Below are 16121 nucleotides of genomic sequence, written 5' to 3' on the forward strand. Positions count from 1 at the left end.
CTATGAAACGACTTTTTTTAATCTGCTTAGGCCTATTCTTTAGTGTAAGTAGCTTAGCAGCCCAAGAAGGCCGCTTTGTGCAAAAGGATAATATTTTTCCACGCGTCGAAATTGTAACGACTATGGGTAGCATAGTGGTTGAACTTGATCGTTCAAGAGCCCCTATCACAGTCAATAACTTTTTAACTTACGTGTCAGATAAAAGCTATCAAGGTAGTGTTTTTCACCGTATTGAACGTGATGTAGAAAACGAGCGCGACTTTGTTATTCAAGGTGGTGGCTACGATAAAGATTACGACGGCCTACACGAAAATGACCCTATTTTTAATGAAAGCGGTAACGGTATGAAAAACGATATGTATAGCATTGCTATGGCGTATCAGGACCGTGAGCCTCACTCTGGTACTCGTCAGTTCTTTTTTAATATGGATAACAACGATCACTTAAACCCAGGTAAAGATTGGGGTTTTGCTGTTTTTGGTAATGTGATGGAAGGCTACGAAACACTAGACAAAATTATGGCTGTAGAAACGGGCTTTAATGAAAAAATTGGTTACGATTTTGTACCTGTAAAACCAGTGGTTATTTTAAACATAAAAATGCTTGAGCAAGTCCCACTGTAATTTTTTAAGAGCAGCTTAGCTGCTCTGCATCTAAGCCAATGAAGGCCCTATGAGCAAATCACTCTCTATTAGCGAATATTTTTCTTATTTTAAAGACAAACGCTTAATCCATATTTTTATATTTGGTATGAGTAGCGGTTTTCCGTGGGTACTAATTGGCTCTGTTATGTCGGCTTGGTTAAAGGATGAAGGGCTAAGCCGCAGTATGATTGGCCTATTTGGCATTGTATTTGGCGCCTACAGTATCAACTTTTTATGGTCGCCACTCATTGACCGTATAAAACTCCCTGTTTTATATAAATGGCTAGGCCAACGCCGCAGTTGGATACTATTTTGCCAAAGCTTTATTTTTATTGGCACCCTGCTACTAGCTGGTCTTGATTTAAAAGCTAATCTGGCAATTGTTGCTGCAATTTGTTTATTAATCGCAATTGCTTCTGCGACACAAGACATTGCAATTGATGCATTTAGAATAGATACACTAAGCGAAAAAGAATCGCACAAAGCAACAGCAGCTGCAGCTATGGCAACGTCTGGTTGGTGGACAGGTTATGCGCTTTTAGGTGCCATCCCGTTTTATATGGCCGATATCCCCTCGCTCGACTGGCCACAAATTTATTACTTTTTAGCTGCTGTAATGCTGCTGCTAATGAGTGGAGCACTGTTTGCAAAAGAGCCTGAATCTAACCGCGAAGCAGTACATGCCGAACTTGAACGTGTGTACCTTGAAAAGCTCTCATCAGCAAAACAAACGCCACTTACCAAAACGGTTGCCTGGCTTGCAGTAACCGTTATTGACCCCTTTAGAGCTTTTTTTACTAAAAACGGCGTTAAAACAGCATTGGCATTACTTGCGTTTATTTTCTTATTTAAGATAGGCGAAGCGTTTTTAGGGCGTATGTCGATTGTGTTTTATAAAGAAATTGGTTTTAGTAATAGCGACATAGCAACATTCTCAAAGGTAGGTACGGCGGTGCTTACAATCATATTTACCTTTGTTGGTAGTTTATTTAATCAAAAATATGGCATTGTTAGAGGTTTATTTATAAGTGGCATTGCAATGGCTGCTTCAAACTTAGCCTTTTCGTGGATCGCTTTAGTTGGCCCTGATTTAAGGCTATATGCCTTTGCTATTGTTATTGATGGGTTTACGCAAGCATGGTCGTTAGTGGCTATGGTCGCCTTTATATCGATGTTATGCGATAGAGCATTTAGTGCAACGCACTATGCATTACTGGCATCATTAGGAAATTTAGGACGAACATTACTTTCGAGCTACAGTGGTGTCGTCATTGATGATTGGTTAATGGGGAATTGGTCGCTGTTTTTTGTTTTAACAGCCTTAATGGTTTTACCTTCACTGATATTTTTATATCTGATTAGGCATAAGTTGTATGAGCTTGAGAGAAATTATCATCAAAATATTTAATGCATCCCTGCATTAACATATTGCTTAGCACTATAAGTGCCCCTTAAGTGTACTAAGCAATTTTTGAGTTAATCTACTTTTAGCAAGCTAAGTGCTTCATGTGGATCAACTTCAAGAGCTGTACAATAACGAACAAACTCAATTACATCTAAACGGCGTTCTTGATTTTCAATCTTGCCGATAAACGAATGAGGCGTTCCAAGCACTTGTGCTAGGCTTCGCATTGTATGACCCTTTTCGTGGCGTTTACTTTTAAGCCACTTTGTTAGCTTTGCATTTTCTTCAGAAGAAACTGTTTTGCCCATCATTTTACATCTCCTACTAGATGATTTGACGTACCTATTAAAGCAGTAGTCTCTATCAATAGCTGTAGGCAAGTAAGTAGTCATACTTACATTCAATAGCAAGCTATTGCTTAACAAAGCATGTGTTGCTACTCACTCCACCAATATAGCTAAAAGAACTACGCTAATAATATGGTAAAGATTTATTTTTATTGAGAATGAAATTTTGCCCGTCTCATTCTTGGATACATTATATACTATTAACACTTTGGTTAAATAACTAATTACATACTCGGTACAAATATGAACACGAGTGAATATTTATAAACGCTGAATACTGACCTAAGTACTCAAAAAATATTAATAAATTATTTCTAGTTATAAAATATTTAAAGGAATATTTATAACAATTTTGTTCCAATTTATCGTCATATGTTTATGATTAAGCAATAATTAGCACCAAAAAGGCCGAATAATGTTCAGACTTCTTTTTTTATTACCTATCGTATTGTGCCTGAGTTGGTACTTTTTTTTGCACCATAACGGCGTACCAATTAAGCAAGGCAAAAAAGGCTTCATATACATTTTAGCGTTTTCTGCTTTTGTACTTGGCTTTTTTGTATTGATAATGCAAATAACCGAATACGCCCCAACCGATTTGTAGGCATTAAAAAAGCCGCAAAAGCGGCTTTATTCTATTTAGCATTTAGCTGTTAAACGCTAAAGCTTGCACCACAACCACAGGTTGTTGTTGCATTAGGATTAGATACAAAAAAGCGTGCGCCTTCTAATCCTTCTGTGTAATCAACTTCACCGTCAACCAAATATTGAATGCTCATTGGATCGATAACGAGTGTTACACCATTTTTTACAATTTCTAAATCGCCAGGATTCGCTTTTTCATCAAAAGTAAAACCATATTGAAAACCCGAACAACCACCACCTGTTACGTAAACACGCAGTTTTAAATCTGGATTTTCTTCTTCGTCGATTAACTGTTTAACGCGAACAGCAGCTGCATCGCTGAACTTAATTGGTAATTCTTCAGACATTCTAAAACCCTCAATATCGCAATGGCGTGATTATCTAATACCCGAGTGTTTTAATCAAGTATAGTAAAACAACTCTTTACTCTAAGTTATACCTATAAATAAGTAAAAAAGTGGCTAAACGTTAGCTCACTAAAATAATACTTAAGCAAACTAAAAGCGACCCTTGTAAACTAAAAGTTCGTTAAAAATTTTAGTTATAAATAATAGGTCTTAATCTTTACTGCAAATTGTTAATATAAATTACAAAAATTTCAAAATCACAACGACTTAGCTAAACTCTTTTGCTAAAATGCTGCTGAAAAATGCGGCGAGGAAATAATGCATGTGGCTTGAGCAACTCAGACGTCGACTGGCAAAACCTAAAACATCTGTACAATTATGCTTACTGGGCGTAGTTGCCGGACTAATTGCTGCTTTTTTTATTATTTTATTTCGCTTAACTATTTTATTTTTCCAAAGTTTATTTTTAGAAACCCCTGACGACTTTACTACTCTACCTACACTTGAACGTGTACTCATGCCTTTAATTGCTGCATTACTAATAGCCACGTTTGCTGCTTTTACTGGGTTTAAACATTACCGTTTAGGCATTCCTTTTGTTATTCATCGTATTAAACGCCATTATGGGCAAATGCCTTTATACAATACGGTTAATCAATTTGTTGGTGGCGCACTTGCACTCATTAGCGGTTTTTCGGTCGGTCGAGAAGGGCCTTCCGTTCATATGGGCGCAACAGGTGCGAGTATTTTAGCAGATAAGCTACATTTACCGCATAACGCCATGCGCACTTTAAGTGGTTGTGGTGTTGCCGCAGGTATAGCGGCTTCATTTAATACCCCCCTTGCAGCTGTTATTTTTGTGATGGAAGTGGTACTTCGAGAATATAAAGTACACATATTTGTGCCAATCATGCTTGCCGCTGTTACTGGTGCATTAGCTACACAGTTTGTTTTTGGTGAAGGCTCTGAGCTTGCCCTCATTACCATAGCGCCATTGAGCGGCTGGCATTACCCTTATTTAATATTATGCGGTATGGCGCTGGGCGCTATAGCATTTAGCTTTAATCAAAACTTAATGCTAATTATTAAAACATTTAAACCTTTAAGTATGTTTCCTCGTTTACTAATCGCAGGCTGTATTGCCAGCTTAATAGCTTACGCGGTTCCTCACGCTATGGGCTCTGGTATGAGTGCAATTACTATCGCGGTTGAATCCCCTGATAACGTAAAGCTACTTACCACCATTTTAATCGCTAAACTACTTGCCACATTGTTTGCTATTGGTTTGGGTATTCCCGGTGGCTTAATTGGTCCGGTAATTGGGCTTGGCGTATTAATTGGGACATTAATGGCCTTTTTTGCCCAATACATTAGCCCGGGTACTGATATTGCGGGTACATATGGTGTTTTGGGTATGGCTGGGTTATTAGCGGCTACACTGCATGCACCACTTGCTGCATTAACAACAGTAATGGAGCTTACATCATCACCTGAAATAATTGTTCCTGCGATGATAGTAATAACCACGGCCTATGTAACTGCATTACAATTTTTTGGAAATCGCTCCATATTTTTACAGCAATTAGATTTTCAAGGTTTGCCGTACCATGTGTCCCCTGCAACAGAAGCACTGCAAAAAGTGGGAATAATGGATGATATGGATGAAGACTTTAAATTGCTTTATTCAGACGATAAAGAACAAATAAAGAACACGCTTGATGCGATGGATAGTCAAACACCCTTGATTGTTTTTGACGAAGAAAATGGCTATCGCCTCGCTGAATACGATTTAACGCTAATGTCTGACGAAGCAATAAATATAAATTACATTAGCTTACAGGGCATCAGCAGCCAAGCCACCCTAGCCGATGCATTCGATATACTAAAAGATAAAAGAAGTGGCGCACTTTACGTTTATAACCTTTTAGATAATCAACAAATTATGGGGCTATTACGCTGGGATCAAATTCATCATATTTTAACCATTCGTAACAGCTTACTTTAAGCAATAAGGATTATTATGAGCGCATTATTGATTTATAAAACACTGCACATATTTTTTATGATTGCGTGGTTTGCCGGTATTTTTTACTTACCACGATTATTTGTATATCACGCAATGAGCGAAGAAAGATCATGCAACTCTATGCTTAAAGTTATGGAGCGCAGACTACTTTACTTCGTAACCCCATTTGCTGTTTTAACGGCTGTATTTGGTGTATTAACCATTGTTGAATATGGTCGTGATTGGTTTAGATACAGTATGTGGTTACATTACAAACTTGTACTGGTAATTATTTTATACGTATACCACGGCTACTGTTTTAAGTTATTGAGTGACTTTAAACATGACCGAAACACTAAAACAGACCGCTTCTACCGTATTTTTAATGAGCTCCCTGTTATTGCGCTGCTCATCATAGTGGCACTTGCGGTAATAAAACCTAATTTATAAGCTTTGTAGCGCATGTTAAACTGCGCTGCAATTTACAATACTTGCTAATAACACGCGCGATTGCGTGCTCCATTTATGGATTATCGCGCCCATTTGATTGATTAGGAATTACCCCATGTTAAGTTTCCAAGGCGAACATATACTGTCTGTAAATCAGCTAGACAGAGACTGCATTGAACGTATTTTTGCAGTAGCTAAAAAAATGGAGCCTTATGCTAAAAAGCAAAAGCAAACAACGGTGCTTAAAGGCGCTATTTTAGCTAATTTGTTTTTTGAACCAAGCACTCGTACACGAGTTAGCTTTGGTACAGCCTTTAACTTACTAGGCGGTGGCGTACGTGAAACTACAGGTATGCAAAGCTCAGCTCTTGCTAAAGGTGAGTCTCTTTACGATACTGCGCGCGTTATTTCAGCTTACGCCGATGCTGTTGCTATGCGCCATCCTGACGCAGGCTCAGTAAGTGAATTTGCTGATGGCTGTACTGTGCCGGTTATTAATGGCGGCGACGGTCCAAATGAGCACCCGACCCAGGCATTACTTGATTTATTAACCATTGAGCGTGAATTACAGCGTTTTGATCAAAATATTGATGGCATGCATATAGCGCTTGTGGGTGATTTAAAATATGGTCGCACAGTGCATTCTCTATCAAAACTATTGTGCCATTATAAAAACGTAAAGTTTTCGATGGTCGCACCTGATGGCCTACAAATGCCAACGAGCATTTTAGATGCAGTAGAAAATGCAGGACACAAAATTGAGCTAGTAAACAAGATGGAAGGTAATTTAGCAGCCGATATTGTTTACCAAACACGTATTCAAGAAGAGCGTTTTCCTTCACAAGAAGAAGCAAATAAATATCGTGGCGGTTTTAGAATTAGCCAATCTATTTACAGCGCTCATTGCAAACCTAACTCTGTATTAATGCATCCGTTACCACGCGATAGTCGCTTAGAAGCCAATGAGCTTGATAACGACTTGAACAGTAACGACAATTTAGCAATATTCCGCCAAGTACAAAATGGCGTATTAATTCGTATGGCACTGTTTGCTTTAACACTCGGCGTAGAAAACAAAGTCGATAAGTATGAAGTAGACGTACCTTGGTTTAGCCGCAAACGCGACAGCTAAACCCTCTTTAAGTGACAATTTATAGGATTTTTCATGACAATTAGCCAAGACTTATTTGAACGCGCTCAAGCCTCTATTCCTGGTGGCGTAAACTCGCCAGTTCGTGCTTTTAATGGTGTGGGCGGTACGCCGCTATTTATTACAAAAGCAGAAGGCGCGTTTACATTTGATGCCGACGGTAATCGTTATATTGATTATGTTGGCTCTTGGGGACCTATGATCATGGGTCATAACCACCCTGCAATTAAACAAGCCGTACACGAAGCAGTAGAAAATGGCCTTAGCTATGGCGCGCCAACTGAAGCCGAAATATTAATGGCTGAAAAAGTAAAAGAGCTGGTTCCATCAATCGAAAAAGTACGCATGGTTAGCTCAGGCACTGAAGCAACGATGAGTGCAATTCGTTTAGCACGTGGCTTTACCGGCCGCGATAAAATATTAAAATTTGAAGGTTGTTACCACGGTCACGCTGACTCGTTATTAGTTAAAGCAGGCTCTGGTGCATTAACAATGGGTGTGCCTAATTCTCCTGGTATTCCTGAAGACTTTGCTAAGCATACACTTACGGTATCGTTTAATAACCTAGATGAAGTAAAAGCCATTTTTGCAAAATACGCAGACGAAATTGCCTGTATTATTGTAGAACCAGTAGCCGGTAACATGAACTGTATTCCACCAGTGCCAGGCTTTTTAGAAGGTTTGCGTGATGTGTGTGACGAATATAAATCAGTACTTATTTTTGATGAAGTAATGACGGGCTTTCGTGTTGCACTTGGCGGCGCACAAGCTTATTACAATATTAAACCAGACCTTACGTGTTTAGGTAAGGTCATTGGCGGCGGCATGCCTGTTGGCGCATTTGGTGGTAAAACTGAAATAATGGATTACATTGCGCCTGTGGGCCCTGTTTACCAAGCGGGTACTCTTTCTGGCAACCCTATTGCGATGGCTGCAGGTTTAAAATCACTTGAGCTATTATGTGAGCCAGGTCTACACGATAAGTTAGAAGCTATTTCAAAAGCAATTTGTGAAGGCTTTGAAGCTGGCGCTAAAAAAGCAGGCATTGCATTAACAACTAATTATGCTGGCGGCATGTATGGATTCTTTTTTACTGATGCTGAAAAAGTAACGACATACAAACAAGCGACTGAATGCGACCTAGAGCGCTTCAAACGTTTTTTCCACCTTATGCTTGAAGAAGGCGTGTACCTTGCTCCATCAGCATTTGAGGCTGGTTTTGTATGTGCTGCGCATACTGAACAAGAAGTAAAAGACACAATAGCGGCAGCAGAACGCTCGTTTGCTAAACTTTAAGTTAAAATTACTTTTTATATTTTATAAGCGCTTGTTTTTACAGTATGTAATTAAGACTAAAGATTGAAAAAAGCCCGAAAGGGCTTTTTTTATTTGTAAAGTACTATAAATGAATGATAATTAAGCATAACAAGGTCTATTCACCTTTACCCTAATTACAAAAATACAAGAGAGCCTTATGTCAGGATTACGCCAATTTTCTTTTCCCGCTATCCAGCTAATGGCAAATTTAAAATACAAAACTAAAATCAGCTTAATGTTTGGAATTTTACTCGTTCCTCTTGCACTTAGTTTGTTTTTTTTAGTCTCATTATTAAGTGAAAGTATCGCTGTTTCAAAAATGCAGCAACAAGGCTTAAAAGGCTACAGGTCAATACTTTCAAATCAAACGCAGGGGGAAGCAAATCAAAATATAAAAATAGCTCGCTCACTCGGTTTTGATATAAAAGACGATCAAGAAAATGAAGTACTCGAACTTGTTTCTATTCAGTCAAACCTAGCATTAGATAGCCAGTTAGCCAGTGCTTATGTAAACCGCTCTTTAGTCACGCCGATTCCTGCACTTATAATGCAAATAAACTCGACAGCGCAAAGCGCAAACACTGTTTTGGCAAGTAATCGTTTTACGCCCGATACCTTTATAGCGCTTTCAAATTTTAGTAAATCACTTCCTTTGTACGAAAAACAACTAGATAAAATACTCAATGTAGCCACCAATGCAGATAAATCAGTAAATAAGGCGCTCATGCCTTCGTTAACTAATTTACACAGTGCTGTTGGTGCATTCAAAAAAGCAATAGATGAAAAACTACTTGAGCCTGACGATATTTTATTAACTCAAGCAGAATTTAATAGGCTAACAAACAATGTTCACAGCAGTATTAATCAACTTGTTAGTAAGAGCATTCCAACGCTTGAGAGCCTTATTGAAGCAAAACTGCAAACTCAACAGTGGACTCGAAATCTTGTTTTAGCAGCTTCATTGATTAGTTTGTTATTTGCATTTTATTTAATGATTGGTTTTTATTTTGCGGTTGTTGATACCATTAATCGCTTTGCTGATGCGGCGAATAGAGCCGCGAATGGCGACTTAAATGCAACGATTGATTCAAGCACCAATGATGAAATGGGTATTATTGCATCGCGCTACAACGCATTACTTAATGCATTTTCACACTTATTATTTGATGTTAAAGCAAGTACAGAAGAGCTATGCGGCGCAACTAAATCGCTATCGCATGCGAGTAGCCAAACAAGCAATGATGTTTCAAAACAGCAAACTCGAGTAAATGCCATTTATAATGCACTAAGCGAAATGGCTCAAAACGCACTTGCAGTTGAAGAGTCAGCCCATCAAGCAACGCTTACCGCGCAAGATGCTGCTGCACATGTAAAACAAGGTTCAGACAATACAATGGAGCTTGCTAAATATATGCAAGATCTACAAATTGAATTTGCAGAGAGCCAACAAGCACTCGATAAGCTAGCGCAAGATAGCCAAGAAATTAGCAAAGTTAGTAAAGGCATTAGTGAAATAGCCGATCAAACAAACTTGCTTGCACTCAATGCCGCTATTGAAGCTGCACGAGCTGGCGAGCATGGCCGAGGCTTTGCCGTTGTAGCTGATGAAGTAAGAACTCTTGCTCAGCGTACACAAACACAAACTCAAGAAATTCACCAAATTATTAGCTCCTTACAACAAGCATCTGACGACACTCAACAAAAAATGCGCTCAAGTGTTGAAAAAATGGAGCAATCAGTAAAAGCAGCCAATCAAACTAATGATGTATTGCAAAGCGCAGAGCAAAGTATGGGCGATATTAAACATCAGGGCGAAGTTATTGCCGAGCGTGTTAAACAGCAGTCAAATGCGACAACACAAGCATTGAATGATTCGCAAGAGGTGAGTAATTTAGCAGATCAAACGCTAACATCGGCCCAATCAACGCTGCAAGATGCACAGCAGCTAAGTCGCTTATCTAATGATTTAACCAAATCAATGCAGTTTTTTAAATCTTAATACCAATTCGCTTAATTAAGTGATCTATTTTGAGGGAAGAAAATCGTGTCGATAACAAGGCAAAAATTTCGTTATTTAGTTGTTCTCGGCAATTGCTCCTGCATTGCTCTACCTCCTGCATCCATGCAGTTGTATATCAGAAATTTTTAACGTAGTTAACGTCAGATTTAACCCCTCAAATTGATTAAGTATTATTACGGATTGGTATAATTACGCTAACTATACTTTAAACAACAAAGCCGCTAAATAAGCGGCTTTGTTGTTTAAAGTAATCTCAAATTAACGAATACATTGTGGTCTTGGCTCAAACTCACTCGCTCTAAGCGGTAGCTGAATCACCTTGCCACAACCTGGTGGTGCCTGCTTACCCGTTTGCTCATTTACAAATGCCCAGCGTATTGAAGGTGGACGAGTATCAGCTATTGCTTGTGGGTTAAGCGGCTTTAAGTAACGAATATACGCTTCTAATGCGCCTACGCTGCCTGTTAAACCCGTGCTTTTGTTGTCGTCTCGGCCAAGCCACGCAACAGTCACTGTATTTTGATCAAAGCCTGCAAACCAACTATCACGTAAATCGTTACTAGTTCCTGTTTTACCAGCTAGTTGAATTGACGGAAAGTGTAAATTCAATCGTTTAGCTGTACCGTCTTTCGTTACGCGTTTCATTGCGTATTTAGTCATATACATTGCAGATTTATCAAAACGAGGCTCTGCATTTACTGTATGTTTATAAAGCACTTTACCAACTGAGTCAGTTAATGCCGAAATTGCAGTGAGCTTTTTATATTCGCCATCTGCAGCAATTGTTGTATAAAGCTGAGCAACTTCAAAGCTCGACATTTCAACAGCTCCTAAAAGCAACGATGGGTAATCGTCTATTGCCCCTGTTGCACCTAAACCTTTTAGTGTATTTACTACCTTATCAACACCTACATCGAGGCCTAAATTAACCGCTGGAATATTAATACTGTTACTAAATGCTTTATAAAGAGGGATTGCACCACGGTATTGATGATCAAAGTTCTCTGGTTGCCACACTTTTCCCTGCTCATTTGTAACCTGTACTGGCGAGTCATCAAGCAAAGTAGCTAAATTATAATGTGGTAATTGCAAGGCGGTTAAATACACAGCTGGTTTTACCAGCGAGCCGATATTACGCTTTGTATCTAAAACACGATTAAACCCTGAGTAACGAACATCGCGCCCTGCAACAAGTGCGGATACACCGCCCTTTTCTACATTTACAGAGATCATGGCCGCTTCTAGATTTTCGGTTCTAGGGCGATTTTCTAGGTACGGTAAGCTTTTTTCAACAGACTCTTCCATTGCAGTTTGCTTTTGCAAATCAAAATAAGTAAATACTCTTACGCCTGCATCAAGTGTGTGCTGATCTGGCAGTAATTTATTTAGCTCCCTGTTTACTAGCTCTAAATACCCAGGGTATGATTTTTGTAAGCTGGCTTTCATAGGCGCAATATCAATTGGGCGGTTAAGCGATGCACGGTACTCTTTTGTACTAAGTAGCTTGTTTTCAACCATAAGGCGAAGCACTAAGTCTCGGCGCTCCATTGTGCGCTCTTTATAGCGACGTGGGTTGTAATAAGATGGACCTTTAACCATTGCCACCAGCAAAGCAATTTGATCGTACTCAAGCTCATCTACCGGCTTTGAAAAGTAAAAATCAGCAGCAAGCCCCATTCCATGCACACCTTGGTTATATGACTGACCTAGGTATACTTCATTTAAGTAAGCTTCTAATATCTGATCTTTTGAATAACGATAATCTAAAATAAGGGCAATAAAGGCCTCATTTATTTTTCGTACCAAAGAACGCTCACGCGTTAGGTAAATATTTTTAGCTAATTGCTGAGTAAGCGTACTACCACCTTGAACGGTGCGCCCGGCTTTAATATTAGAATAAAGCGCGCGTAAAATAGAAAACACGGATACACCATGATGTTCGTAAAAATCACGGTCTTCAACCACCAATAGCGTATCTTTTAGCATCGCTGGAAACTTATCTAGTGGTACAAATTCTCTATCTTGTTTAGAGTCGTTACCAATACGCGCTATTTGCACAGGCTCTAAACGAGCGGTGTTTAAACGTCTGCCAAACTTATCTTTAATAGTCGCAACTTTTTGTCCTGCAAAGCGAAGTTCAATAATATGTGATTCTTCAAGCCCATCATAAAATTCAAAATCACGACGATAAATCTTAATGCTATCTGCTGTTTTAACAAATTGCCCTGTTCGGCTTAATCTATTAACAGATGAATAATTTAAACGCTCAAGTTCAAACACAACCTCTTCACTTGATAAAAATTGCCCCGGATAAAACGCCATTGAACGAGCATACACTTGCGCAGGAAGCTGCCATTTATTCCCTTCAAATTGACGTGTTATTTTTGAATCTAAATAAATGAAGTACATTGCCATTGCAATAAAAACAGCCAAGCTTAATTTCCAAAACACTGACCATGTTTTTCTCATAAAAGAACGTTTAACAGTAGCTTTCACTGTTTTTTTACTGCCCTTTGAGGTGCTTTTTTTTGTCGTGCTTGACGATTTACTTGCACGTTTAGTTGCAGGTTTACTGGTAGCTGTTTTTTTATTGTCGGCCATTTAAGTGTAATTTATTCCAAGGGTTATTCACGAGTGTGAGCTTAGCATATTGGGCATACCCTAACATCCGAAAAGTTAACCCTCCCTGAAACAAAAAAGCCCTACCGAAGTAGGGCTTTGTGTAAACACACTATTATTTAAATAAACTATTAGCTATTTCGAACAGAAACAAACTCTGGGTAGGCTTCAATACCACAATCGTGTTGATCCATACCGTTTAGTTCTTCTTCTTCGGTTACTCGTATACCCATTGTTTTGTTAAGCACAGTCCAAACAATAAATGATGCTACAAATACAAAGGCAAGAATACATACTAGACCAATTAACTGATTAACAAAGCTTGCGTCGCCATTTGTTAGCGGTACTAACATAATACCTAATGCGCCACACGTACCGTGAACAGAGATAGCGCCCACTGGATCGTCAATCTTAACTTTATCAAGTGCTATGATACTAAATATAACAAGTGCACCACCAAGTAGACCAAGTAGACATGCCATTAATGGTGATGGTGATAAAGGGTCTGCTGTAATAACAACTAAGCCAGCTAACGCACCATTTAATACCATGGTTAAATCTGATTTACCCCAAAGTACTTTGCACACAAACAGTGCTGCAATAGCACCCATTGCAGCGGCAGCATTAGTATTAAGTAATATTTGGCCTACTGCAGTTGCGTTTTCTTTATCAGAAAGTAATAATTGAGAACCACCGTTAAAGCCAAACCAACCCATCCATAAAATAAATGTACCTAGTGTAGCAAGTGGTAAGTTTGAACCTGGAATCGGGTATATTTCACCGTTCTTACCGTATTTACCTTTACGAGCACCTAGAATTAACACACCTGCTAATGCAGCTGCTGCGCCTGCGCCATGTACAATTGCAGAACCTGCAAAATCAACAAAGCCCATTTCAGATAAGAAACCACCACCCCATGTCCAGTAACCTTCAATAGGGTAGATAAAACCAGTTAGTACTACAGCAAAACCTAGGAAAGCCCACAGTTTCATACGCTCAGCAACAGCACCCGATACAATCGACATAGCGGTTGCAACAAATACTACTTGGAAGAAAAAGTCAGATTCTAAAGAATGGTCAGCATCGGCAGCTTGCGTACCAATTAAAGCGCCTATTGAAGGAATGAAACCACCTTCGGCATTGTCTACATACATAATGTTGTAGCCAACTAATAAAAACATCGTACATGCAATTGAATATAGCGCGACATTTTTAGTTAAAATTTCAGCTGTGTTTTTAGAGCGAACTAAGCCCGCCTCTAACATGGCAAAACCTGCTGCCATCCACATTACTAATATACCTGATATTAAAAAATAGAAGGTATCGAGTGAAAACTTTAGTTCTATTATTGTATTTTCCATGAGACCCCCTTAAATTGCTTCTTCGTCAAGTTCGCCAGTACGGATACGAACAATTTGATCTAAGTCGTACACGAAAATTTTACCGTCACCAATTTTACCTGTTGATGCAATTTTAGTAATTGCTTCAACAACGCGTTGACAATTTTCAGTACGCGTTGCAATTTCAAGTTTGATCTTAGGAATAAAATCTACTTGGTATTCTGCACCACGATATAACTCAGTATGACCTCGTTGACGTCCAAAACCTTTAACATCAACTACTGTCATCCCCTCAATTCCTAAATCAGCGAGTGCTTCACGCACGTCATCTAATTTAAATGGTTTTATGATTGCACTAATCATTTTCATAGCGGCCCCCTCGGACTCTTTATTGTTATCTTATTGGGTTAAACAATCCAACCTTTGTGCCACTATTTTTATATTTTTAAAAACAACAAGTTAATACAAAACACAAACTCAAGATCAAAAAAAACGCACCAATTAGGTGCGTTAATTTAACAAGTCAGCTACATTGGTGCGTGGTATATCTCTATATATTTATCGCGTACCTAGCTTTATTAAGAAAGGTTATACCACACAGTTTCTGCCTTGGCTTTTAGCTTGATATAATGCTTTGTCAGCAACACGCATTGCCTGCGTTAAACTAGTGTCTTGAAAGTCAGCTAAGCCTATACTCGTGGTAATTTTAATCGATTTATCGCTAATAGAAAAATCGTAACTAGCCATCTTTTTCCTGAATGCTTCAAAGTATTCGCGACCGCGTTCTAACTCTATTTCAGGTAATATTATGGCAAACTCTTCTCCGCCAACGCGTGCAACCGTAAAGTTGGAAAATGTAGATCGTATTAAAGAACCAACCTGCTTTAAGGCCTGGTCGCCGCCTTCATGGCCGAACGTATCATTAATATTTTTGAAAAAATCGATATCAAGCAATGCAAGAGTATTTTTCTGGTTTTTACCTTTAAGAAGCTTTTCTGCATATTGATAAAAATAGCGTCGGTTATGAAGCCCTGTTAAATGATCCCTATGTGCACTTTCCTTAATATCTGAAATTAACGACAGCTGCTCCATTGTTTGAAGTACACGACAATGAAACTCCTCATTCATAAATGGCTTTGTTAAAAAGTCATTAGCGCCGTATTTAATAAATCGCGCGGATAACCCATGTTTCCCAGCGCCCGATAAACCAATAATTGCTAAATCGTCTCGGCCTCTAAAATTACGCACAGCTTTAACCAGCTCAAAGCCATCCATAGAGGGCATAGCGTAATCAGTCATTAGTAGCTTTATATCAGGATTAGCTTTTAATATTTCGAGTGCTTGCTGACCGTCATGGGCATCTGTTACATCAAACAATTGCTTTTCAAGCATTTGCTTCATTAACGAGCGACTTAGTAATGAGTCATCTGCTATTAATGCCTTACACCCCTGGTTTCTTAGTAATTGCGCAACGAGTTTAACGGCGTAATGGTAAGAATCGCGGTTATCTTTAATGACATAATCAACCACACCCAATTCAAGCATTTGTTGGCGCTTGTACTCATCTATTTTTGAGGTTAAAACAACGGTAGGAATTTTTTTAGATAAAGTATATTTTGCTACTTCACCGTGCGGAGCATCTGGCAAAGTTAAATCAACTAACGCAAGCGTATAATCGTACTTTTCTACATAAGTCGCGCATTCAGCTAAAGACCAAGCAAAATCGACAGCTACATCGAGGTATTGTGCCGTTAAGTGGCGAAGTACCTGCTGCACGACTTTACTGTCTTCAACCACTAATACTCTTTGCATAAAGCTTCTCTTTACCTTTA

Annotated in this window: 14 protein-coding genes; 8 read left to right on the plus strand and 6 right to left on the minus strand. The window is 38.9% G+C overall.

What is annotated here, in order from left to right; genetic code table 11:
- Positions 1-2 precede the first annotated feature (2 nt).
- Positions 3-623 (plus strand): peptidylprolyl isomerase, encoded by a 621-nt coding sequence (locus tag BW142_RS13275; RefSeq protein WP_024598289.1) that lies wholly within the window; start codon positions 3-5, stop codon positions 621-623.
- Between the two features lie 49 nt (positions 624-672).
- Positions 673-2052 (plus strand): MFS transporter, encoded by a 1380-nt coding sequence (locus BW142_RS13280; protein ID WP_076925157.1) that lies wholly within the window; start codon positions 673-675, stop codon positions 2050-2052.
- Positions 2053-2120: 68 nt separating this feature from the next.
- Here the strand turns inward: BW142_RS13280 and BW142_RS13285 are convergent, their stop codons facing one another.
- Entirely contained in the window at positions 2121-2360 is a 240-nt protein-coding gene (locus tag BW142_RS13285; RefSeq protein ID WP_007584874.1) for a helix-turn-helix transcriptional regulator, read from the minus strand.
- Positions 2361-2811: 451 nt separating this feature from the next.
- On the opposite strand from BW142_RS13285, the gene BW142_RS13290 reads away from it, so the two are divergent.
- Positions 2812-3000 (plus strand): hypothetical protein, encoded by a 189-nt coding sequence (locus BW142_RS13290; RefSeq protein ID WP_024598292.1) that lies wholly within the window; start codon positions 2812-2814, stop codon positions 2998-3000.
- Between the two features lie 49 nt (positions 3001-3049).
- Here BW142_RS13290 and erpA read toward each other — a convergent pair whose 3' ends face one another.
- Entirely contained in the window at positions 3050-3388 is a 339-nt protein-coding gene (gene erpA, locus BW142_RS13295; RefSeq protein ID WP_002958911.1) for an iron-sulfur cluster insertion protein ErpA, read from the minus strand.
- Positions 3389-3710: 322 nt separating this feature from the next.
- On the opposite strand from erpA, the gene BW142_RS13300 reads away from it, so the two are divergent.
- The 5 genes from BW142_RS13300 (at position 3711) to BW142_RS13320 (ending at position 10309) form a co-directional block, all read left to right on the plus strand.
- Positions 3711-5393: a chloride channel protein gene (locus BW142_RS13300; RefSeq protein WP_076925158.1), complete on the plus strand. Its 1683-nt coding sequence runs from the start codon at positions 3711-3713 to the stop codon at positions 5391-5393.
- A gap of 15 nt (positions 5394-5408) precedes the next feature.
- The gene (locus tag BW142_RS13305; protein ID WP_024598293.1) at positions 5409-5843 is read left to right on the plus strand and encodes a CopD family protein; all 435 of its coding nucleotides are present in this window, start codon (positions 5409-5411) and stop codon (positions 5841-5843) included.
- A 115-nt stretch (positions 5844-5958) separates the two neighbouring features.
- The gene (locus tag BW142_RS13310) at positions 5959-6975 is read left to right on the plus strand and encodes an aspartate carbamoyltransferase (RefSeq protein WP_076925159.1); all 1017 of its coding nucleotides are present in this window, start codon (positions 5959-5961) and stop codon (positions 6973-6975) included.
- A gap of 33 nt (positions 6976-7008) precedes the next feature.
- Positions 7009-8289 (plus strand): glutamate-1-semialdehyde 2,1-aminomutase, encoded by a 1281-nt coding sequence (hemL, locus tag BW142_RS13315; RefSeq protein ID WP_024598294.1) that lies wholly within the window; start codon positions 7009-7011, stop codon positions 8287-8289.
- Positions 8290-8467: 178 nt separating this feature from the next.
- Entirely contained in the window at positions 8468-10309 is a 1842-nt protein-coding gene (locus BW142_RS13320; RefSeq protein WP_076925160.1) for a methyl-accepting chemotaxis protein, read from the plus strand.
- Positions 10310-10588: 279 nt separating this feature from the next.
- Here BW142_RS13320 and mrcB read toward each other — a convergent pair whose 3' ends face one another.
- The 4 genes from mrcB to BW142_RS13340 all read right to left on the minus strand — a co-directional run bounded on the left by mrcB (position 10589) and on the right by BW142_RS13340 (position 16101).
- A complete protein-coding gene (mrcB, locus tag BW142_RS13325) occupies positions 10589-12931 on the minus strand; it encodes a penicillin-binding protein 1B (protein ID WP_076925161.1) in 2343 nt (780 codons plus the stop codon).
- A 149-nt stretch (positions 12932-13080) separates the two neighbouring features.
- Positions 13081-14310: an ammonium transporter gene (locus tag BW142_RS13330; RefSeq protein ID WP_024598297.1), complete on the minus strand. Its 1230-nt coding sequence runs from the start codon at positions 14308-14310 to the stop codon at positions 13081-13083.
- A gap of 9 nt (positions 14311-14319) precedes the next feature.
- A complete protein-coding gene (locus BW142_RS13335) occupies positions 14320-14658 on the minus strand; it encodes a P-II family nitrogen regulator (RefSeq protein ID WP_004587162.1) in 339 nt (112 codons plus the stop codon).
- Positions 14659-14877: 219 nt separating this feature from the next.
- Positions 14878-16101: a response regulator gene (locus tag BW142_RS13340; RefSeq protein WP_024598298.1), complete on the minus strand. Its 1224-nt coding sequence runs from the start codon at positions 16099-16101 to the stop codon at positions 14878-14880.
- Positions 16102-16121 lie beyond the last annotated feature (20 nt).

Origin of the sequence: Pseudoalteromonas sp. EB27 (assembly GCF_001974875.1) — a bacterium.
Lineage (GTDB): Bacteria > Pseudomonadota > Gammaproteobacteria > Enterobacterales > Alteromonadaceae > Pseudoalteromonas.

What these genes read in the sequence shown, in the direction of transcription:
- BW142_RS13275 (WP_024598289.1), top strand. Translation starts at nt 3, where the DNA reads ATGAAACGACTTTTTTTAATCTGCTTAGGCCTATTCTTTAGTGTAAGT.
- BW142_RS13280 (WP_076925157.1), top strand. Translation starts at nt 673, where the DNA reads ATGAGCAAATCACTCTCTATTAGCGAATATTTTTCTTATTTTAAAGAC.
- BW142_RS13285 (WP_007584874.1), bottom strand. Translation starts at nt 2,360, where the DNA reads ATGATGGGCAAAACAGTTTCTTCTGAAGAAAATGCAAAGCTAACAAAG.
- BW142_RS13290 (WP_024598292.1), top strand. Translation starts at nt 2,812, where the DNA reads ATGTTCAGACTTCTTTTTTTATTACCTATCGTATTGTGCCTGAGTTGG.
- erpA (WP_002958911.1), bottom strand. Translation starts at nt 3,388, where the DNA reads ATGTCTGAAGAATTACCAATTAAGTTCAGCGATGCAGCTGCTGTTCGC.
- BW142_RS13300 (WP_076925158.1), top strand. Translation starts at nt 3,711, where the DNA reads ATGTGGCTTGAGCAACTCAGACGTCGACTGGCAAAACCTAAAACATCT.
- BW142_RS13305 (WP_024598293.1), top strand. Translation starts at nt 5,409, where the DNA reads ATGAGCGCATTATTGATTTATAAAACACTGCACATATTTTTTATGATT.
- BW142_RS13310 (WP_076925159.1), top strand. Translation starts at nt 5,959, where the DNA reads ATGTTAAGTTTCCAAGGCGAACATATACTGTCTGTAAATCAGCTAGAC.
- hemL (WP_024598294.1), top strand. Translation starts at nt 7,009, where the DNA reads ATGACAATTAGCCAAGACTTATTTGAACGCGCTCAAGCCTCTATTCCT.
- BW142_RS13320 (WP_076925160.1), top strand. Translation starts at nt 8,468, where the DNA reads ATGTCAGGATTACGCCAATTTTCTTTTCCCGCTATCCAGCTAATGGCA.
- mrcB (WP_076925161.1), bottom strand. Translation starts at nt 12,931, where the DNA reads ATGGCCGACAATAAAAAAACAGCTACCAGTAAACCTGCAACTAAACGT.
- BW142_RS13330 (WP_024598297.1), bottom strand. Translation starts at nt 14,310, where the DNA reads ATGGAAAATACAATAATAGAACTAAAGTTTTCACTCGATACCTTCTAT.
- BW142_RS13335 (WP_004587162.1), bottom strand. Translation starts at nt 14,658, where the DNA reads ATGAAAATGATTAGTGCAATCATAAAACCATTTAAATTAGATGACGTG.
- BW142_RS13340 (WP_024598298.1), bottom strand. Translation starts at nt 16,101, where the DNA reads ATGCAAAGAGTATTAGTGGTTGAAGACAGTAAAGTCGTGCAGCAGGTA.